Below are 20,929 nucleotides of genomic sequence, written 5' to 3'. Positions count from 1 at the left end.
CACCTTGTGGCCGGGCAGCTGGCCGCCTTCGCCGGGCTTGGCGCCCTGCGCCATCTTGATCTGCATCATGTCGGAGTTGACGAGGTATTCCGTCGTCACGCCGAAGCGGCCCGAGGCGACCTGCTTGATCGCCGAGCGCATGGAATCGCCGTTGGCCATCGGCTTGAATCGGTCGGCTTCCTCGCCGCCTTCGCCGGTGTTGGACTTGCCGCCGATCCGGTTCATGGCGATGGCGAGCGTCGTGTGCGCCTCGCGCGAGATCGAGCCGAAGCTCATCGCGCCGGTGGCGAAGCGCTTGACGATCTCCTTGGCCGGCTCGACCTGGTCGAGCGGGACGGGCTTGCGCTTGTCCTCTTCCGCCGTCTTGATGCGGAACAGGCCGCGCAGCGTCACCAGCCGCTCGGACTGCTCGTTGAGGATCTTTGCAAAGGCGCGGTAGCGCTCCTGCGAATTGCCGCGCACGGCGTGCTGCAGCGCCGAGACCGACTCCGCGGTCCAGGCGTGGTCCTCGCCGCGGGTGCGGTAGGCATATTCGCCGCCGACGTCGAGCGCGCTCTTGTAGACCTGCGCCTCTCCGAACGCGTCGTTGTGGCGGCGCACGGTTTCCTCGGCGATCTCGTTCAGGCCCACGCCCTCGATGCGGGTGTGGGTTCCGGCGAAATACTTGGCGATGAAGTCGGCCTTGAGGCCGACGGCGTCGAAGATCTGCGCGCCGCAATAGGACTGGTAGGTCGAGATGCCCATCTTGGACATCACCTTCAAGAGGCCCTTGCCGATCGACTTGATGTAGCGCTTGACGATCTCGTAGTCGTCGAGCGAGCCCGGCAGCCTCTCCTTCATCGCGACGATGGTTTCGAACGCGAGATACGGATTGATCGCCTCAGCGCCATAGCCTGCGAGACAGGCGAAGTGATGCACCTCGCGCGGCTCGCCGGATTCGACGACGATGCCGACCGACGTGCGCAAGCCGGTGCGGATCAGATGATGATGCACGGCCGCGCAAGCGAGCAGCGAGGGGATCGGAATCCGGTCGGTGCCCGTCATGCGGTCCGACAGGATGATGATGTTGACGCCCTCGCGCACCGCGCCTTCGGCGCGCCCGCAGAGCTCGTCCAGCACCTGCTCCATTCCGGCCGCGCCGAAGCCGGCGTGGAAGGTGGTGTCGAGCGTGCGCGACTTGAAATGACCGTCGCCGACTTCCGAGATCGAGCGGATCTTTTCCAGGTCCGCGTCGGTCAGGATCGGCTGGCGCACTTCGAGGCGCTTGGTCGAGGCCATGCCCTGCAGGTCGAACAGGTTCGGCCGCGGCCCGATGATCGAGACGAGGCTCATCACGAGCTCCTCGCGGATCGGGTCGATAGGCGGGTTGGTGACCTGCGCGAAATTTTGCTTGAAATAGGTGAAGAGCTGCTTCGGCCGGTCCGACAGCGCCGAGATCGGCGTGTCGTTGCCCATCGAGCCCGTCGCCTCCTCGCCGGTGGAGGCCATCGGCGTCATCAGGATGGCGATGTCTTCCTGCGAATAGCCGAACGCCTGCTGCCGGTCGAGCAGCGGCAGATTGGAACGCACGCTCTTGTTCGTCGACGCCGGCAATTCCTCCAGCACGATCTGGGTGCGGTGCAGCCAGTCGCTGTAGGGATGGCTCTTGGCGAGCTCCGCCTTGATCTCGTCGTCGGGAATGAGGCGGCCCTGCTCGAGATCGACGAGCAGCATCTTGCCGGGCTGCAGCCGCCACTTGGTGACGATCTGTTCCTCCGGAATCTTCAGCACGCCCATTTCGGACGCCATCACGATGCGGTCGTCGCTGGTGACGAGATAGCGCGCCGGGCGCAGGCCGTTGCGGTCGAGCGTTGCGCCGATCTGGCGGCCATCGGTAAAAGCCACGGCGGCCGGACCGTCCCACGGCTCCATCATCGCCGCATGGTATTCGTAGAAGGCGCGGCGCTTTCCATCCATCAAGGTGTGGGACTCCCAGGCTTCAGGAATCAGCAGCATCATGGCGTGCGCCAGCGAGTAGCCGCCCATCACCAGCAGTTCAAGCGCGTTGTCAAATGACGCCGAGTCGGACTGGTTCGGATAAATCAGCGGCCAGATCTTGTCCAGATCGGCACCAAGCAGCGGCGAAGATGTGCTCTTTTCACGAGCGCGCATCCAGTTGTAGTTACCGCGCAGGGTATTGATCTCGCCGTTGTGGGCGATCATGCGGAACGGATGAGCCAGCGGCCAGGTCGGGAATGTGTTGGTCGAAAAACGCTGGTGCACGAGCGCCAGCGCCGAAACACAACGCGGATTTTTCAGATCGAGATAGTACTCACCGACCTGATCGGCAAGCAGCAGCCCTTTGTAGACAATCGTCCGCGCCGACATCGACGGCTGATAGAACTCCTTGCCGTGTTTGAGCCCCAGCCCCCGGATGGCGTTGGCTGCGCGGCGGCGAATTACATAGAGTTTGCGTTCCAGCGCATCGGTCACCATCACGCTGGTGCCACGTCCTATGAAGATCTGGCGAATGATCGGCTCGCGTTCACGAACCGCCGGCGACATGGGCATGGTGTGATCAACCGGCACATCACGCCAGCCAAGAACGACCTGTTTTTCGGAACGCACCGCACGTTCGATTTCCTCCTGACAGGCCAGACGCGATGCGGCTTCCTGCGGCAGAAAAACCATGCCGATGCCATAATCTCCTACACGCGGCAGAATTACGCCCTGCTTGGCCATCTCTTCGCGAAGATAGTCATCTGGTATCTGAATCAGAATGCCCGCTCCGTCACCCATCAGCGGATCGGCGCCAACAGCGCCCCGGTGATCAAGATTCTTCAGGATTTGCAGACCTTGCTGAACAATCGAGTGGCTTTTCCGGCCCTTGATATGCGCTACAAAACCGACACCGCAGGCGTCGTGCTCGTTGGCCGGGTCATACAGCCCCTGCCGCTCAGGTACAGCCGAATCGATCACTTTCGAACCCTCACAAAACAATGACAAATCAATGAATGTCAGCAAACAACGTTAAAATAGCCCGCCTGCAAGCCACGAGTAAATTTATTGGGCGACCGACGAGTATATCGTGAAACCTCTGTCGTACATACCCTTGGAGCGCACCAACTCTGTCGTTTAAACCCTTGCGCTGCACCAAAACAGTGCGCGAACCTTGCACGTACAAAGACTCCTTTGCCGCAATCAACATCACCAGGCAGCGCACATCTTTCGACCTGCCAAACGCCATCTCACGATGCCCACCATCCTTGGCTATGTAATTGCTTAGTCGGACTGGTTTCGCCCTTAGTTCATTTATCTCTTCACAGGGAGGCTATGCGCTTCTCAACATGGTTTTCTCTCCTTATCCTTCACGTTGATTACAGCACTTTTCATGCCTATCTTTAAACTTGGCGCATTTCACGCTCCCGTATTTGCACAGCACTCACCACTTGGGGGCTCACTCTTGCTTTTCACAGGGCGACTATGCTTGCCCTGTAGGGTAGTTTTAGTCGCCAATGCGGCGAAAATCCGGTCTTTCAAACGGGGGATTTTGTGATTTCGCTGAAACATGGCACGACTGCCCTTTTTTCAGCGTTGTCCCCATGTTAAAGTAGCGCTCCTGCCGACAGGTCAGGATTCAAAAGTAAAGCACTCTGGGTAGTTGCCGACAACGAATGCCATTTGCAAAACTGCATTTTTTGCACTCGTTGGGTGGTTTTTTTGACTGGTTTTTTACAGATAGTTGCAAATTCGCGTCAGCGGGGAAGCGGTTGCTTGGGTTGCTTGGGTTGCTTGCAATCCGGACCGTATTTTTAATACTTACGAAACGAGTTATGGAGAACTGAATGCCACTGACTATCGGAGTACCACGAGAGGTCTTTGCGGGCGAGAAACGCGTAGCGAGCGTCCCCGAAGTTGTCGAGAAGCTGATCAAGCTGGGTTTCAAGGTCGCCGTTGAATCAGGCGCCGGCGATGCGGCAAATTTCAGTGACGAGGTTTACCGCAGCGCTGGCGCAGAGATTATTGTCGGAGCAGCCAAACTGTGGGCGGCATCCGATATCGTGTTCAAGGTGCGCGAACCGAGCGCGGACGAAGTCGGCTTGATGCACGCAGGGCAGACGTTGGTCAGCTTCATCTGGCCGGCCCAGAACCCGGAATTGATGAAACAACTGGCGGCCAAGAAAGTCACCGTGCTGGCCATCGACTCGCTGCCTCGCACGCTGAGCCGCGCCCAGAAGATGGATGCGTTGACCTCCATGGCCGGCATCACCGGCTACCGCGCCGTTATCGAGGCCGCCAACGCCTTCGGCCGCTTCTTCAGCGGCCAGATCACAGCTGCGGGCAAGGTTCCGCCGGCCAAGGTCTTCATCGCCGGCGCCGGCGTGGCCGGCTTGGCGGCGATCGGCACCGCTGTCAGCTTGGGCGCCATCGTGCGCGCCAACGATACCCGTTCCGAGGTGGCCGACCAGGTCGTGTCGATGGGCGGCGAATTCGTGAAGGTCGATTATGAGGAAGAAGGCTCCGGCGGCGGCGGCTACGCCAAGGTGATGAGCGAGGGCTTCCAGACGGCCCAGCGCGAGATGTATGCCAAGCAGGCCAAGGAGGTAGACATTATCATCACCACCGCGCTGATTCCCGGCAAGCCCGCACCCAAGCTGATCACCGCCGAGATGGTGAAGAGCATGAAACCGGGTAGCGTCATCGTTGACCTGGCGGCCGAGCGTGGCGGCAACTGCGAGTTAACCGAGCCCGGCCAGGTCGTGGTGAAGCACGGCGTGACCATCGTCGGCTACACCGACCTGCCATCACGCCTGGCCAAGCAGTCGTCGACGCTGTATGGAACCAACCTGTTCCGCCTCACCGAGGAGCTGTGCAAGACCAAGGACGGCATCATCGACGTTAACATGGAAGACGAAGCCATCCGCGGCCTGACCGTAATCAAGAATGGCGAAGTCACCTGGCCGCCTCCGGCACCCAAGCTTGCCGCTGCGCCACCGGCTGCGAAGCCCGCGGCTTCAGCACCGGCGCAGAAGAAGAGCGGCGGTCACGGCAAGGCCAGTGCCCCGGCATCGGCGACCAGTACCGCCGTCATGTTTCTGGTCGCCGCTGTGGTGTTCTGGTTCATCGGCTCCGGCGCACCCCCAGCCTTCCTGGCGCACTTCACGGTGTTCGTGCTGGCCTGCTTCGTCGGCTACATGGTGGTGTGGAATGTGACCCCAGCGCTGCATACACCATTGATGAGCGTCACCAATGCGATCAGCAGCATCATCGCCATTGGTGCCCTGGTCCAGGTTGGGCCGGAGGGCTGGATACGCTGGCTGGCTGTGGCGGCAATCGCGCTGACCGCGGTGAATATGTTCGGCGGCTTCGCCGTCACGCAGCGCATGCTGCAAATGTTCCGTAAATAAAAGGAGACACGAATGTCTGCTAGTCTGGCCACCGTCTCCTATATTGGAGCAACTATCCTCTTCATCCTCAGCCTTGGCGGGCTGTCCAATCCCGAGACCTCGCGTCGCGGCAATCTGTACGGCATGATCGGTATGGCCATCGCCGTTCTGGCAACGGTCTTCGGGCCGCGCGTAACCATGGCCGGCATTCCCTGGATCGTCGGTGCCATGGTCGCGGGCGGCGCGGTTGGCCTGTACGCCGCGCGCACCGTGAAAATGACCCAGATGCCGGAGTTGGTTGCGCTGATGCACAGCCTGGTCGGTCTCGCGGCCTGCCTGGTCGGCTTTGCCAACTATATCGATCCGGCGGCTTCGGCGGGCCTCTCCGGTGCCGAAAAGAGCATCCACGAGATGGAGATATACATCGGCATCCTGATCGGGGCCATCACCTTCTCCGGTTCGGTCATTGCCTTCGGTAAGCTTTCCGGCAAGATCGGCGGCAACCCGATGCTGCTGCCTGCGCGCCACTTTATCAATCTCGCCGGACTGCTGGTAGTGATCTGGTTCGGGCGCGAATTCCTCAACGCCCATTCGATCAGTGACGGCATGACCCCGCTGATCGTGATGACGGTGATCGCGTTGCTGTTCGGCATCCACATGGTGATGGCCATTGGTGGTGCGGACATGCCGGTTGTGGTCTCGATGCTCAACAGCTACTCCGGGTGGGCCGCGGCAGCAACCGGCTTCATGCTGAACAACGACCTGCTGATCGTCACTGGCGCGCTGGTGGGATCAAGCGGCGCCATCCTGTCGTACATCATGTGCGCGGCGATGAATCGCCACTTCATCAGCGTGATTGCAGGCGGCTTTGGTACCACCAGTGGGGCGACTCCGGTGGCGGGGGCGCAGCCGGCAGGCGAGGTGGTGCCAATCAGCAGTGTCGACACGGCCGAGTTGCTGCGCGACGCCAAGAGCGTGATCATCGTTCCCGGCTACGGAATGGCGGTGGCGCAGGCCCAACACACGGTGTTTGAGATTACCAAGCACCTGCGCGATAAGGGTGTCAATATCCGCTTCGGCATTCATCCGGTGGCGGGTCGCATGCCAGGCCACATGAATGTGTTGCTGGCCGAAGCCAAGGTACCCTATGACATCGTGATGGAAATGGACGAGCTAAACGACGACTTTCCGACCACCGACGTGGCGATGGTTATCGGCGCCAACGACATCGTAAATCCCGGAGCGCAGGATGACCCGAACAGTCCGATCGCCGGCATGCCGGTTCTTGAAGTCTGGAAGGCCAAGACCTCGATCGTGATGAAGCGCAGCATGGCTTCTGGCTATGCGGGTGTCGACAATCCGTTGTTCTACAAGGAGAACAACCGCATGCTCTTCGGCGATGCCAAGAAAATGCTGGACGAAGTCCTGCTTGCTTTGAAAACCTGATTGCCGGTAACTACAATATCGCTTAACAGCCTGGAGCAGCGCTCGTGAATGCGGGCGCTGCCCATACATCCGGACTTGAGAACGACTTCCCCGAAAGGGCGAAGTAACCGGATCAACTAGCTTTTATTCAGGGGGTGACATGGAGGTCAAGGAAGTACTCAAGGTCAAAGGTTCAAAACTGTTTGCCGTACATCCAGACTCGCTGCTCTCCGAAGCAGTGATCATGATGGCCGAAAACGACATTGGCTCGGTTGTCGTAACCGATGCCGGAAAGCTGGTGGGCATCCTGACCTTCCGCGAGGTTCTGCGAGTTTTAGCCAAGCGCCAGTCCGAACGCCGCGTCGGACCGACTCCACCCATTGCTGAAATACTGGTAAGCGAGGCCATGCATACCAACCCGCCGACCACCGACTCTTCAATGGATGTCGATGAATTGCGTCGACTGATGATCAACACGCATACCCGCTATGTCCCGGTAATGGATGGCGACGCCATGATTAGCGTCATTTCCTTCCACGATGTCGCCAAAGCCGTACTGGAGGAGCGCAACTTCGAGAACAAACTTCTCAAGGCGTATATCAAGGATTGGCCAGCGGAGTAAAAATCGCAAGTGCACAATCAATCTTGCCCGTTTTGTCAGAATTCTCCTACCGCAAACAGGCGACGGTGTTCCTTCATCGCATAGCGGTCAGTCATCCCGGCAATGTAGTCGGCTACCCTGCGCGGCTGATCGCCATCCGACTGATACTGTAACGGCAGCATTCGCGGATCCGTGACGAAGGCCAGATATAAATCGTTGATGATTCGCCGAGCCTTGCTGGTCATGCGCAAGACCTGAAAATGCTGATAGAGATGCTTGTGCAGGAAACGCTTCATCTCCCGCTGTGCTTCACGCAATTCATCCGAGAACGCGATTAACGGCACGCCGAGTCTGGCTTCGGCGAGATCTTTTGGTTTTTGTCGGGCCAGGTTGCTGGTCGTCGTTTCGATCAGATCGCACACCAGCGCATTGATCATACGGCGGATGGTTTCATGAATGAGACGACGCCCGCCCAGGTTGGGATACGCTGACCTCAAATCAGCCTCGTAGCGCGCAAACAGACTGACATCCTGCAGTTGATCGAGCGAAATCAGCCCCGAACGCAATCCATCATCGATATCGTGGTTGTTGTAGGCAATTTCGTCGGCAAAATTGCATAGTTGAGCTTCAAGCGAGGGTTGTGTGTGGTTTAAAAAGCGCTCGCCAAGCTCTCCAAGCTGACGTGCGTTTTCTTGAGAGCAATGTTTGACAATGCCTTCACGGGTTTCAAAACACAGATTGAGCCCGTCAAATTCTGCGTATCGCTCCTCAAGCAGATCAACGATACGAAGACTTTGCAGGTTGTGTTCAAAGCCACCGTTACCCCGCATGCAGTCATTGAGCGCATCCTGTCCGGCATGACCGAACGGGGTGTGCCCCAGGTCGTGAGCGAGTGAAATGGCTTCCACAAGATCTTCGTTGAGGCGCAGGGCACGGGCTATGGCTCTGGCGATCTGCGCCACTTCCAGGCTATGCGTCAAGCGTGTCCGGAAAAGATCGCCCTCGTGGTTAACGAAAACCTGTGTCTTGTATTCAAGGCGTCGAAAGGCGGTTGAGTGCACAATACGATCGCGATCGCGCTGAAATTCACTGCGCTGCGAAGGCGGCTCTTCGGCGTGGCGACGACCCCGTGAGTTAGCCCTTGCAACGGCATAAGGTGCAAGTTCAGCCATGCCCGGAGCGTGCGGCAATAGCCTGGGTAATTTCTTTCTGTGAAGCAGCATCACTCACCATCGCTTTTCCAATCTGCTTGAGCAGAACGAAACGCATCTTCCCATCCTGCACCTTCTTGTCATGTTGCATCAGCTCAAGATAACTCTCAGCGCCCATTGCCGGGCCGATTACTGGCAAACCAGCGCGTACCAACAGCCTTTCTACCCGAGCCACATCAGCCACACCAATCCAGCCGAGCCGGCATGACAGTTCAGCGGCCATCATGGTGCCCGCAGCCACGGCCTCACCGTGCAGCCATTCGCCATAGCCCATACCGGTTTCAATCGCATGTCCGAAGGTGTGGCCAAGATTAAGCAATGCCCGTTCGCCATTTTCATGCTCATCGGCAACAACTATTTCAGCCTTGTTTAAGCACGAGCGGCAAATGGCATATTCGAGCGCCTCCGGCTCACGTGCCAGCAAGCGTTCCAGATGCAGTTCAAGCCATTCAAGGAAAGGCAAATCACGGATCAATCCGTATTTTATAACCTCTGCCAGCCCAGCTCGCAACTCGCGGTCAGGCAAGGTTGCCAGAACATCGGTATCGGCCAGCACCAGCCTTGGCTGATAGAACGCACCGATCATGTTTTTGCCAAGCGGATGATTGATTGCCGTCTTGCCTCCAACCGACGAATCGACTTGCGCAAGCAGGGTTGTCGGAACCTGAATGAACGGCATACCACGCTGGTAGCAGGCCGCTGCAAAACCGCTCATATCACCAACAACACCGCCGCCAAGGGCTATCAGAGTGGTTGAACGCTCACATCGGCGTTCGAGCAGCACATTGAAAATCATATTGAGTGTTTGCCAGTTCTTGAATTGCTCGCCATCGGGCAAAATGATCTCGGCCACCTCGACCCCGGCATCTCGCAGCGGCCTTGCAAAGCGCTGCAGATACAGCGGTGCAACAATCGTATTGGTAACAACAGCAACTTTGGGTTGCAGAAGAAAGGGTAGCAGCAGTCCGCTACGCTCGAGAATTCCTTGCCCGACATGAATCGGATAGGTACGTTCGCCCAGCTCAACATTCAAAGTTTCCATTGTTCGCCAACTTCCTGGATCAGCAATTGCAGAATGCCCTGGGCATTATTCCGGCTACCATCGACAACCAGATCCGCTACTTCGCGGTAGAGCGGATCGCGTTGGGAGTATAGTTCCTTCAGCTTGAGAAGGGGATCGTCAACTTGAAGCAGTGGCCGGTTTCGATCGTGACGCGTACGTTCCCACAGGGTGTAAGGTGGTACGTTGAGATAAACGACAAAGCCACTCGCTCTCAAATTGGCACGATTCTCCGCTCGTAAAACAACCCCTCCCCCGGTCGCCACCACCCGACCACTCAACCTTGAGAGATCAGCGATCACCTGCGCTTCTCGCTTGCGAAAGCCATCTTCACCTTCGATCTCAAAAACCGTCGGTATGCTAACGCCCGTACGTGCCTCGATTTCACGGTCTGTATCAATAAATTCGAGATCCAGTTGCCTGGCCAGCGATCGGCCAATGGTCGTCTTGCCCGCCCCCATCAGACCTACCAGATAGACGTTTTTTGTGCCGTATTGTTTATCCACAACGCCATTCTACCGTAGCAGCTTCGCAACAATGGACATAAAAAGTCGAAAAAAAAACCGGCAAATGCCGGTTTTTCTTGACTCAGAAATTCATTGCACTGCGAGAGATTGTGCGACTATCTTCGGTGTGATGAAAATCAGCAATTCGGTTTTGTCATCAATCCACTCCCTGTTCTTGAATAGCCAGCCAATGTATGGGAGGTCGCCGAAGAACGGAATACGCTGTGTGTTATCACGCGTTTCCTGAGTGTAAATACCGCCAATTACGACGGTTCCACCGTTTTCCACCAGCACCTCGGTCTTCACGTGCTTGGTATCAATGGCCACACCTGCTCCGGTGGATAATCGGGTATTGGGAGTATCCTTGTTTACGTCCAAGGCCATTGTTATTCTGCCGTCCGGGGTGATCCCCGGTTTGACTTTCAATGACAGATTCGCCTTGCGGAAAGAAACACTGGTAGCGCCGGAGCTGGTCGCCTGCTGGTAAGGAATTTCAACCCCTTGCTCGATGATGGCCTCAACCTGATTGGAGGTCATGACCCGCGGACTGGAAATAACCTTGCCGCGCCCGTCGGCCTCCAGCGCCGAGATCTCGGCGGTAAGAAACTGGGTAAGCGCAGTGTTAAAAAGCAGCAAGGAAAACGTACCTGATTGTCCAGCGCGGGGAGTTGCCGGGAGATTGACTGCCGAGTTCGTCAGAGAATTACCCCTGATATTGTCGTTAGCCGTGCTAAAGCTGTTACCCGGTTGTATCTGCCTGAAGTTGAGGCGTATGCCGAGGTTCTTGGCAAAGCTGTCACCCGCCTCGACAATGCGTGCTTCAATCATGACCTGCCGTACCGGCACATCCACCTTGGCGATCATCTCTCTGACATCGTCCAGGCGACTTGGCGTATCCTTGACGAACAACATATTGGATCGATCATCCAGTAACGCACTACCGCGTTTCGAGAGCAGCGTTTGTTTTGGATCGACCAGGAGCTTCTGAACGTCTGCACCCTTGATGTAGTTCATCTGGAAACTTTCGGTGCGCAAGGGTTCCAGGTCGCTGATCTGCACCTTCGATTCAAACTCCAGTTTTTCCTTGGTGGCAATTTCTTCTCGTGGCGCGATCAGGATGACATTGCCGTTCTTGCGCATGTCGAGCCCCTTTTGCTGGAGAATGATATCCAGCGCCTGATCCCAGGGTACATCTTTCAAAATCAGTGTAATCGAACCGCCAACCGAATCACTTACCACCATATTCATTCCGGTAAACTCGCCGATCACTTGCAGCAAGCGGCGAACTTCGACGTTCTGGAAGTTCAGCGATAATTTCTCACCTTGAAAGCCGCCGCGCGATCCCTGCACCAGCTTGTTGGGGTTCTCGATAACCGGCTTCACCTCAATGACAAATTTGTTGTCGGACTGGTAGGCGTTATACTCCCACAAACCATGTGGATTGATCGTCATGCGCGCATCGGCACCCTGCTGAACCGTGTTCAGGGAAACAACAGGTGTCGCGAAATCAGTAACATCGAGGCGCTTGCGCAACGATTCCGGTACCGTGACTTTAACGAAATCAACGATCAGACTTTTTCCCTGCTGGCGAATGGTAATTCCCGCATTTGGGTCGCTTAACTCGACGGTAATCACTCCATCACCGCTTTTTCCGCGCTGGAAACCGATATCCCGAATGCTATTCACGGTCTGAGATGGGCGCGCCTGCGAGAAGTTCTCGGCCCGAGCGACCAAATTACCCTTTAATGCAACGGGAACCAGAGTCAAAAACATGCTGTTGCCGTCGATTCTCGACTCATAAGTCATTGCCTGGTTGAGATTCAACACCAGGCGCGTTCGACCCTCGGCCTGAACAAAATTGGCGCTCAGCAGATCACCTTCGTTAAACGTTTGACTCGTCTTGCCCAGACCGTTGATCGTATTCGCAAAATCAAGCGCAATACGCGCCGGTTTGGCAACACTGAACCCTGGGGGCAGTGCCGTCAAAGGCTCTGAAAACATGAGCTTGACATTAATTACCGGCCCCTGTTGCGCGACAGTGATCGATTGAAAAGAGTTTGGCTTGCTTTCCTGAGCATGAACTGCAGTAACTGCCAGTAAAAGCCCGCTGACCAAGCTAAGCAGGTAGTATCTGATCTGTTTCACTTTTTACCCTCCTGACCCTGCAGCATAAGCGTACTTTCCTTTTCAACCCAGTCACCTGCCGAATCCTGAATGAGTTCCTTCAACGTCACTTCAGATTCCGAAATCTTGGTGATCACACCGAAATTTTGACCCATATAATTGCCGACCCTCACCTGATACAAGGCACCATCAACCTGAATGATGGCAAACGAATTCTTTTTCCTGGTCATCACGCCGACATATTTCAGCGACTCCAGCGGATAAGCCTCCAAAGGCTCCCGTGGTCGATTCATGTCCGGCTGCAAACCACCACCACCACTCTTCTTCTGCTCGGAGCCAATCTTGGCCGCCTTGAATGGGTCAAGCAGGTTACCTGCATCATAAGCCTCCGGCTCATAAGGCTTGACCTGGGGTAGCGGAGGAATTGTGCCTTTAATATCCTTGGAGACCCCATCCATCCACTGGCGCAGATCCTCATTATCACCGCCGGAACATGCCACCAGGGCGACGCTAGCCAGCGCAACCGCTAACTTTCTCATTTCTTCCCACCCTTGGCGGCCTGAGCCGCCTTCTTCTTGGCGGCCAATTCTTCATCATCGAGATAGCGGAAGGTTTTTGTCACGGCGTCCATGACCAGACCTCCATCCTTGGCCTGAGGATTAGTCGTAATGGAAATGTTGTTCAAAGTCACGATTCTCGACAGCCTGGCGATATCACCGGCAAAGGCGCCAAAGTCATGGTAACTTCCGGTCAGCTTCACATTGATCGGCAACTCGGCGTAGAAATCCTTGACGATCTCCTGCCCTGGCTTGAAAAGATCAAACTGCAATCCTCGCCCCATCCCCGACTGGTTGATCTCGACCAGCAAGGATTCAACCTCCGACTTATTGGGCAACTGTTTCAACAAAGCACCGAATGAGCGGTCAATCTCGGTCAATTGCTGGGTGTACAAATCGAGATTGACTGCCTGTGTCTTCTTGGCAACAAACTCGTCCCTGAGTTTTAACTCTTCCTGTTGACGTGCCGCAAGTGCGTCCAGTTGATCATTCCACACAAACCACCAACCGGCCAGCAGAATCACGGCAACCAGAACAAGCAATACCGCTACACGTGGCACAACAGGCCACGTTCCAACATCCTTCGGGTTCAAGCTACGGAAATCTTCAAGAACCGCCTTGAAATCAATTTTTGGAATGGAGGGCGATTTCATTTCTTGCCTCCATCTTGAACCGGGGCTCGTTTGAGATTGACGCTCATGCTGAATTCGTTGAGTCGTCGCTTGTCAAGGTTCACTGCCTTGATTTCAATCAACTGGGGCTTTTCAAGCCAGGAAGAAGCCTCAATGTTGCGCATCAGCGTTGAAACCCGCGCATTGGATTGCGCATATCCATTAAGGGAAATCCTGGTACCTTCCTGTTTTATCGAGCGTATATAAACACCTTCCGGCATTTGTTTTACCAACTCGTTTAGAAGACGTACAGCCTCTGCCCGATCACGCTGCAAGGACTCGATGATCTGCTTGCGCGCCAGTAGCGCCTGCGTTTGTTCCTTTAGCCGTTTGATCTCGTCGAGTTGCTTATCCAGAACTGCGATCTCTTTTTTAAGGAAATCATTTCTGGCCTCTTGCGTAGTAATGTAACCCGAGATAAGCGTATAAACGAGAAACACGATCAACCCGGCAAGTACCGAAACCATGACCAGCAGCCCATAAAACTGCTGACGTCTCGCCTTGCGCTTTGCTTCGCGATGCGGGAGAAGATTGATGCGTATCATTCGTCAAACCTCCGCAGAGCGAGACCGCACGCGGCCATCAGCGACGAAGCGTCGGCCAGCAGACTCTTGGCGCGAACCCGTTCGGAAAGCACCATGTCAGCGAAGGGATTGGCAATAATCGTGTTGATCTGGGTCCGCGACGCCACCACTTCGTCGGCCCCGGGCAGGACAGCACACCCGCCGGCAAGAACGATGTGATTGACCTGATTAAACTGGGTGGACGTAAAGAAGAACTGCAAGGCACGAGACACCTCCAAGGCCATGCTCTCCACAAAAGGATGCAGAAGTTCAGCCTCATAATTGTCCGGTAAATTATTACGCCGCTTCTCAGCTTCAGCCTCCTCAAAGTTCATGCCGAACAGGCGGGCGATATCCTGTGTCAACTGATTTCCGCCAAACGCCTGTTCGCGAACATAAAGTTGCTGACCATTACGTAAAACAGTCAGGTTCATTACGTTGGCCCCGACATCAACCAAGGCAATGATCTGCCCTTTGCCGCCATCAGGGAGTTGCTTTTCAATCAATTCGAATGATGAAAAGACGGCGTAGGACTCGACATCCATGACTATCGGTTTCAAACCAGCGGATTCCACCACGGCGACACGATCCTCGACCTTCTCCTTGCGGGACGCAGCAATCAGCACCTCCAATTCATCTGGCGATGAAGGAGCCGGACCGACGACCTGAAAGTCAAGATTGACTTCCTCGAGCGCAAACGGAATGTACTGATTGGCTTCCGACTCAACCTGAAGTTCAAGTGCTTCCTCACGTTGACCGGCGGCCACGATGATTTTTTTGGTGATTACATGAGAAGCCGGAAGCGCAATGGCAACATTCCGGGTTGACGTCGCCATTTTTTTCCAGGCCCGGCGAACGGTTTCGGCCGCCGCTTCCAGATTGACAATATTGCCATCAGCGACAGCGTCCCTCGGCAATACCTCAATCGCATATCGTTCGACACGATAACCGTTCTTGCCATCACTAGCCAGTTCAACCATCTTGACTGACGACGAACTGATGTCGAGACCGATCAGAGAGCGCGCCTTAGGATTGAAGATCGAAAAATCGAGTTGCAAATCGCCACCCCTCGCCGAAAAAACCCTTGAATAATTTGTAGTTAGCGTGTTTATAGATAATCTACATTAGATGCTAGCAACAAGTATCCGGCATGTAAAGCCATTTCTTCTTACGATTTCCACACTCTCTGACAGGCCTTCGGGCAACGTTTATAATGCCGGGATACGACATTCTTCCCGGAACTGCGACTTGTTTAACCTTTCCCGCTGGATTCTTTATCCCGTTCTGTTCATTGTCGGTCTGGCTTCAATGGCTATCGCCATGGCAGCCGTGGTTCTGATTCTGACCTATCCAAACCTGCCTTCGCTGGAAATACTGACCGACTATCGTCCGAAAATTCCGCTGCGGGTTTACACCAGCGAAGGTCACCTGATCGGTGAATTCGGCGAAGAGCGCCGGGCGGTCGTGCGCATTCAAGACGTCCCTGACATAATGAAGCAAGCTATTCTGGCCGCAGAAGACGAACGCTTCTACCAGCACAGCGGCGTGGATGCGCAGGGTGTCGTTCGCGCCATGCTAAGCAATTTGCTGGGCGGAGGGAAACGGCAGGGAGCCTCGACCATTACTCAGCAAGTTGCCAAAAATTTCTTCCTGTCCTCGGAAAAAACTTACACCCGCAAGCTCTATGAAGCATTGCTTTCCTTCAAAATAGAGAACAATCTCAGCAAGGATCAGATCTTCGAACTGTATATCAACCAGATTTTTCTGGGTCAACGCGCCTATGGTTTCGGCGCGGCAGCGCAGATTTATTTTGGCAAACCGCTCAAGGACCTGAGCATCGCCGAAGCGGCCATGCTGGCCGGATTGCCGAAAGCGCCTTCCGCTTTCAACCCGGTAGTTAACCCCAAACGCGCCAGTTTGCGCCAGCAATATGTTTTGCGTCGCATGCACGAACTTGGCTTCATTGACGCCAGGCAACACGAAGCCGCCTTGAAACAGGCGCTGGTCGTCAAGCGGGAGACCAATGAATATGCCGTGCATGCAGAGTTCGTCGCCGAAATGGCGCGTCAAATTGCAGCCGAACGTTTTCCGGAAGACGTCTACACACGCGGTCTGCGCATTTATACGACGATTTTCAAGAATGATCAGGAAGCCGCCTACAGCAGTTTGCGACGCGGCGTGCTCGACTATGACCGTCGCCATGGTTACCGTGGCGCAGAAGCCTACGTCGAGATGAGCGATATCAAAACCGAGCAGGATGAAGCCCTCGACGAGCTGTTGCAGGACTTCCACGACTCGGAGGATCTGCATCCGGCGCTAGTACTGCAAGCCGATGCAAAACAGATTCGCGCTTACCGGCGTGGTGGCGAGATCGTCACCATCAGTGGCGACGGCCTCAAATTCGCAGCCCGCATGATTGACGACAAGGCGCCGCCAAACAAACGACTGCGTCGCGGCGCCGTCATTCGTGTGCAAACCGACGAAAAGAATAACTGGCGAATCACGCAAATGCCCGAGGTTGAAGCAGCATTCTTGTCTGCTGACCCACAGAACGGCGCAATACGTTCTCTGGTTGGAGGTTTTGACTTCAACCGCAATAAATTCAACCACGCCACGCAGGCCTGGCGACAGCCGGGGTCGAGCTTCAAGCCCTTCATTTATTCGGGAGCACTGGAAAAAGGCTTCACACCGGCTTCCATCATCCGTGACGAACCGATCAGCATTTCCGCCTCGGTTACCGGCAGCCAGGCCTGGGAACCGAAAAACTACGACGGCAAGTACGAGGGGCCGATGCGCATGCGTACGGCGCTGGCCAAATCAAAGAATATGGTCTCGATCCGGCTGTTGCAAGCCAGCGGCGTCAATTTCATACAGGACTACATAACCCGCTTCGGCTTCGATGCAGAAAAGCACCCGCCCTACCTGACGATGGCACTGGGTGCCGGCTCGGTCACCCCTTGGCAGATGGTCACAGCCTACGCCGTTTTCGCCAACAGCGGCTACCTTATCCAGCCTTACGTCGTGCGCGACATTCAGAATGAAAAGGGGCAGGTGCTGGCCGCTGCGCAGCCGGTAACGGCTGGCGACGACTCATTACGGGCAATCGACCCGCGCAACGCCTATGTGATGGATAGCATGCTGCGCGACGTCACTATCTACGGCACCGCCGCGCGCGCCTCCGCCACGCTCAAGCGCCGCGACCTCGCCGGTAAAACAGGCACCACCAATGAGCACGTCGATGCCTGGTTCTGCGGCTATCAGCGAACCGTCGTCGGCTGTTCATGGATTGGCTTCGATCAGCCAAGGAATTTGGGCAACGGAGAAACCGGTGGCACAGCCGCATTGCCCACCTGGATTGGATATATGGCCAGGGTACTCAAGGACGTGCCGGAATCCTTCATGCCGCAACCCGAAGGGCTGGTCGCTCTTGAAATAGCAGGCTCCGGCAAGGGGCCGGCAAAAGAATTGTTCTACAAGGAAAACGTTCCGACCGAAATGGAACCGGAAGCGCCACAGGACCAGAACGACAAGCCGCTTGATTAGTGTCAAGTTTGATGACCAGGACAGTGACCTCGACGCCAAGCCAGCGCGAAACCTCCATGAATGGAGAGCCAGAGAATGCCAGGGGTCACCCTCTGATGACTCGGAGGCAAAGCGTCCGGATATGACGCGTTGCTAGCCCAGATCGACTGGCTCACCGACCTGCGCCGAAACCAGAGCCGACAATGCGGCCATTAGCTCTCTGCTGTCGCGCGTATCCCGCCAGGCCGCTCCGTCCCAGCGGTAATGAAACCCGCCCGAGCGAGCGGCCACCCACACCTCTTGCGCCGCACCATGACGGTTGACGATAATCTTGCTGCCATCGGCAAACTCGATCTCGAGAACACCGGCGCTGACCATCGCAAAATCCAGATCGGCGCCACTGGCTTCCAGCCCGGCCTCAATCCGGGTCAGCGCTGCATCGGCAAGCGCATTGAAATCGCTATCGTTCATCCTGTGCTACCATTTTCCATTTGCGGTCACTCCACCATGCGCCGACATTTCACGCTTTGCATTCTTCTGTCATCGATTGCTCTAGCCGCCTGCGGCACACGCGGGCCACTGAGGCTACCGACACCACCGACCAAAACTCCACCAGCACCAGCCAGCACGAGCGTACCGGTTGAACCCGTTCCCGCTGATCTTAACACGGCAACTGAAGCGGCCCGATGAACGCTTTCTCCCTGAAGAATGGCCAACTGCACGCCGAGTCCGTAGCGCTATCCGACATCGCTGCACGCTTTGGCACACCTTGCTTTGTTTACTCCCGCGCCGCACTTGAAGCCGCTCTCGATGAATTCCTGCAGGAACTGAGCGGCCTTGATTCATTGGTGTGTTACGCCCTCAAGGCCAATTCCAACCTGGCCGTACTTGACGTTTTCGCGCGCCGTGGTGCCGGTTTCGACATTGTTTCCATCGGCGAACTGAAGCGCGCTCTTGCCGCTGGAGCCGATCCGCAGAAAATCGTTTTCTCGGGCGTCGGCAAGTCCGCTGACGAAATGGCCTTTGCCCTGACTACCGGCATACTCTGCTTCAACGTCGAGTCGGCACCCGAACTCGACCGGCTCGACGCAGTCGCCGCCAGCCTCGGAAAGAAGGCGCCAATCAGCCTGCGCGTCAATCCCGATGTCGACGCCATGACACATCCCTACATTTCGACCGGCCTCAAGGAAAACAAGTTCGGCGTAGCCTACGAAGAGGCTCTGAAAACCTACCAGCACGCCGCCAGCCTGCCGAACCTGGAAATCACCGGCATCGACTGCCATATCGGATCGCAACTGCTCGACCCGGCTCCCTTTGCCGAAGCGCTCGACAAGATCCTTCTGCTGATCGACCAACTCGCTGCAAACGGCATATCGTTAAAGCATATTGACCTCGGCGGCGGCCTCGGCATCCGCTACAAGGACGAAGCCGTTCCGAGCGTAAAGTCCTATTTGCAGCCGCTGCTGCAAAAACTCAAGCATCGGCAACTCAGGATTCTTCTCGAACCGGGTCGTCGTCTGGTCGGCAATGCCGGCGTACTGCTCACCCGAGTTGAATATCTGAAGCCTGGCGAAGCAAAGAATTTCGCCATTATCGATGCTGCCATGAATGACCTCGCGCGCCCGGCGCTTTACGACGCCTGGCATGACATCGTCCCGCTAGCGCCGCGCAAAGGCGCTTCATGCAACTGGGAAATCGTCGGCCCGATCTGCGAGTCGGGCGATTTTCTCGGCCACCAGCGCCCACTGCTCATCGAACCCGGCGACCTGCTTGCCGTCATGTCGGCCGGCGCCTATGGGATGGCCATGAGCTCAAACTACAACACCCGGCCGCGCGCTGCCGAAGTGATGGTTGATGGTGCGCAGATCCATCTCATTCGCCGCCGCGAAACGTTTGAAGAACTCTACGCGCTCGAAAGCCTGCTGCCGTGAATGCAGTGCGCATCGTCCTTCTGCTCATCGGCAGCGCAGCGCTTGCAGCGTGTTCGGATGATGGTGCGAAAAAGAAATCGGAGCCGCCACCGGTTCCCGTCAGCACTGCCAGGGCCGCAACGCGCGACGTACCTGTCACCTTGCAAGTTGTCGGACGTGCCGAAGCCTACGAAAGCGTTGTACTGAAGTCGCGGGTCGATGGCCAGGTCGCCGCCGTGCTGTTCACCGAAGGACAACACGTCAACCAGGGCGACGTGCTGATTCGTCTTGATCCGAAGGATTTCGCTGCCCGCTTGCAACAGGCGGAAGCCAACGCCGCCCGCGACCAGGCGCTGGTCGCCAAGACGCGATCCGACACCGCCCGTTACGCGGCGCTCAAGGATCGCCACTTCGTTTCAGAAGAGAAGGTCAATGACATCCGCACCAACGAAGCCGCCGCCAGCGCCAGCCTGCTGGCCAGCAAGGCGGCGGTCGAACTGGCGCGCTTGCAACTGTCCTATGCCACCATTCGCGCCCCGTTCGACGGCGTCGTTGGCGCTCGACTGGTCTTTCCCGGTTCATCAGTCAAGATCAACGACACGACGCTGGCCGTGGTCAACCGGGTGCGCCCCCTGCTCGTCAGTTTTTCGGTGCCCGAAAAATACCTGCCGCGACTGCGCGCAGCAATGGCATCCGCTACAGACAAGACTGGCGGCATGAAAGTCGAAGTCAGCCTGCCGGGTGACAGGACGCAACACCTTGAAGGCGAGGTGCGCTTCCTCGACAACGCGGTCGACATTTCAACCGGCACCATCCAGATGAAAGCCGTGCTGCCCAATGCGGATGAAAAGCTCACCCCGGGGCAGTTCCTCAACGTCTCCTTGCTGCTCGATACGCTGGTCAAGTCTGTCACCGTCCCCAATGAAGCCGTTCAGCAGGGCGCCGAAGGCAATTTTGTTTTCGTCGTCAAGGATGACAGCAGCGTCGAAACGCGCAAGGTCGAAACCGCCGCCTCGGCGGGTGGAGTGACGGCAATCCGCAATGGCGTGCAGGCGGACGAAACCGTCGTCACCGACGGCCAGTTGCGCCTGGCTCCGGGAGTCAGGGTCAAGGCCAGGGAAACCGGCCCGACTAATGCTGACACCCTTGCAACGCCAGCGAACAAATAGGGCGGCGCCATGAACCTGCCCGAACTGTGCATCCGCCGCCCGGTCATGACGACGCTGCTGATGGCGGCGTTTGTCATTTTCGGCATCATCGCTTATCGCGCGCTGCCGGTTTCAGAACTGCCGAGCGTCGACTTCCCGACCATTTCGGTCACCGCCGCGTTACCCGGCGCATCGCCGGAAACGATGGCCGCTGCCGTCGCCACACCGCTCGAAGGTCAGTTCTCGACGATCGCCGGGCTCGACT

18 protein-coding genes are annotated in these 20,929 nt (G+C 56.6%); 8 read left to right on the top strand and 10 right to left on the bottom strand.

What is annotated here, in order from left to right; all coding sequences use genetic code 11:
* The coding region (locus tag JNM42_RS11875) for a glutamate synthase central domain-containing protein (protein ID WP_294269943.1) at positions 1-2,955 on the bottom strand (2,955 nt) is incomplete at its 3' end.
* Positions 2,956-3,824: 869 nt separating this feature from the next.
* Here JNM42_RS11875 and JNM42_RS11870 point away from each other — a divergent pair.
* From JNM42_RS11870 to JNM42_RS11860, 3 genes are all read left to right on the top strand, one after another.
* Complete coding sequence (locus JNM42_RS11870) at positions 3,825-5,387, top strand: Re/Si-specific NAD(P)(+) transhydrogenase subunit alpha (RefSeq protein ID WP_294269938.1); 1,563 nt, start codon at positions 3,825-3,827, stop codon at positions 5,385-5,387.
* A 12-nt stretch (positions 5,388-5,399) separates the two neighbouring features.
* A complete protein-coding gene (gene pntB / locus JNM42_RS11865) occupies positions 5,400-6,812 on the top strand; it encodes a Re/Si-specific NAD(P)(+) transhydrogenase subunit beta (protein WP_294269932.1) in 1,413 nt (470 codons plus the stop codon).
* 139 nt (positions 6,813-6,951) lie between these two features.
* On the top strand, positions 6,952-7,413 hold the full coding sequence (locus JNM42_RS11860) for a CBS domain-containing protein (RefSeq protein ID WP_294269929.1): 462 nt from the start codon (positions 6,952-6,954) through the stop codon (positions 7,411-7,413).
* 35 nt (positions 7,414-7,448) lie between these two features.
* Here the strand turns inward: JNM42_RS11860 and JNM42_RS11855 are convergent, their stop codons facing one another.
* From JNM42_RS11855 to JNM42_RS11820, 8 genes are all read right to left on the bottom strand, one after another.
* On the bottom strand, positions 7,449-8,564 hold the full coding sequence (locus JNM42_RS11855) for a deoxyguanosinetriphosphate triphosphohydrolase (protein WP_294269926.1): 1,116 nt from the start codon (positions 8,562-8,564) through the stop codon (positions 7,449-7,451).
* Positions 8,557-9,645 carry a 3-dehydroquinate synthase gene (gene aroB, locus JNM42_RS11850; RefSeq protein WP_294269922.1) on the bottom strand — a complete coding sequence of 363 codons (1,089 nt, stop codon included), beginning with the start codon at positions 9,643-9,645 and terminating at the stop codon, positions 8,557-8,559. The genes JNM42_RS11855 and aroB overlap by 8 nt, the downstream gene beginning before the upstream one ends.
* Positions 9,633-10,169 (bottom strand): shikimate kinase, encoded by a 537-nt coding sequence (locus JNM42_RS11845; protein WP_294269918.1) that lies wholly within the window; start codon positions 10,167-10,169, stop codon positions 9,633-9,635. The genes aroB and JNM42_RS11845 overlap by 13 nt, the downstream gene beginning before the upstream one ends.
* 90 nt (positions 10,170-10,259) lie before the next feature.
* Entirely contained in the window at positions 10,260-12,314 is a 2,055-nt protein-coding gene (gene pilQ, locus JNM42_RS11840) for a type IV pilus secretin PilQ (protein ID WP_294269915.1), read from the bottom strand.
* Entirely contained in the window at positions 12,311-12,832 is a 522-nt protein-coding gene (locus tag JNM42_RS11835) for a pilus assembly protein PilP (RefSeq protein ID WP_294269913.1), read from the bottom strand. Before JNM42_RS11835 ends, pilQ begins: the two co-directional genes overlap by 4 nt.
* The gene (locus JNM42_RS11830; RefSeq protein ID WP_294269907.1) at positions 12,829-13,503 is read right to left on the bottom strand and encodes a type 4a pilus biogenesis protein PilO; all 675 of its coding nucleotides are present in this window, start codon (positions 13,501-13,503) and stop codon (positions 12,829-12,831) included. Before JNM42_RS11830 ends, JNM42_RS11835 begins: the two co-directional genes overlap by 4 nt.
* The gene (locus JNM42_RS11825) at positions 13,500-14,066 is read right to left on the bottom strand and encodes a PilN domain-containing protein (RefSeq protein WP_294269905.1); all 567 of its coding nucleotides are present in this window, start codon (positions 14,064-14,066) and stop codon (positions 13,500-13,502) included. The genes JNM42_RS11830 and JNM42_RS11825 overlap by 4 nt, the downstream gene beginning before the upstream one ends.
* Entirely contained in the window at positions 14,063-15,142 is a 1,080-nt protein-coding gene (locus JNM42_RS11820) for a pilus assembly protein PilM (protein WP_294269902.1), read from the bottom strand. The genes JNM42_RS11825 and JNM42_RS11820 overlap by 4 nt, the downstream gene beginning before the upstream one ends.
* Positions 15,143-15,392: 250 nt before the next feature.
* Between JNM42_RS11820 and JNM42_RS11815 the strand changes: the two genes are divergently transcribed.
* The gene (locus tag JNM42_RS11815) at positions 15,393-17,627 is read left to right on the top strand and encodes a penicillin-binding protein 1A (RefSeq protein ID WP_294269940.1); all 2,235 of its coding nucleotides are present in this window, start codon (positions 15,393-15,395) and stop codon (positions 17,625-17,627) included.
* 132 nt (positions 17,628-17,759) lie between these two features.
* Here JNM42_RS11815 and cyaY read toward each other — a convergent pair whose 3' ends face one another.
* On the bottom strand, positions 17,760-18,077 hold the full coding sequence (cyaY, locus tag JNM42_RS11810) for an iron donor protein CyaY (protein WP_294269900.1): 318 nt from the start codon (positions 18,075-18,077) through the stop codon (positions 17,760-17,762).
* A gap of 36 nt (positions 18,078-18,113) precedes the next feature.
* Between cyaY and JNM42_RS11805 the strand changes: the two genes are divergently transcribed.
* The 4 genes from JNM42_RS11805 to JNM42_RS11790 all read left to right on the top strand — a co-directional run.
* Positions 18,114-18,296, top strand: coding sequence for a lipoprotein (locus JNM42_RS11805; RefSeq protein ID WP_294269897.1), 183 nt, complete (start codon positions 18,114-18,116; stop codon positions 18,294-18,296).
* Positions 18,293-19,537: a diaminopimelate decarboxylase gene (gene lysA, locus JNM42_RS11800; protein ID WP_294269895.1), complete on the top strand. Its 1,245-nt coding sequence runs from the start codon at positions 18,293-18,295 to the stop codon at positions 19,535-19,537. The genes JNM42_RS11805 and lysA overlap by 4 nt, the downstream gene beginning before the upstream one ends.
* A 5-nt stretch (positions 19,538-19,542) precedes the next feature.
* Positions 19,543-20,685, top strand: coding sequence for an efflux RND transporter periplasmic adaptor subunit (locus JNM42_RS11795; protein ID WP_294269893.1), 1,143 nt, complete (start codon positions 19,543-19,545; stop codon positions 20,683-20,685).
* Positions 20,686-20,694: 9 nt separating this feature from the next.
* A partial coding sequence (locus JNM42_RS11790; RefSeq protein WP_294269888.1) for an efflux RND transporter permease subunit occupies positions 20,695-20,929 on the top strand: 235 nt, incomplete at its 3' end.

Source organism: Propionivibrio sp., assembly GCF_016790145.1.
GTDB lineage: Bacteria > Pseudomonadota > Gammaproteobacteria > Burkholderiales > Rhodocyclaceae > Propionivibrio.
The sequence above is the reverse complement of the archived record's forward strand: the minus strand, read 5'-3'. Positions and strand labels throughout refer to the sequence as shown.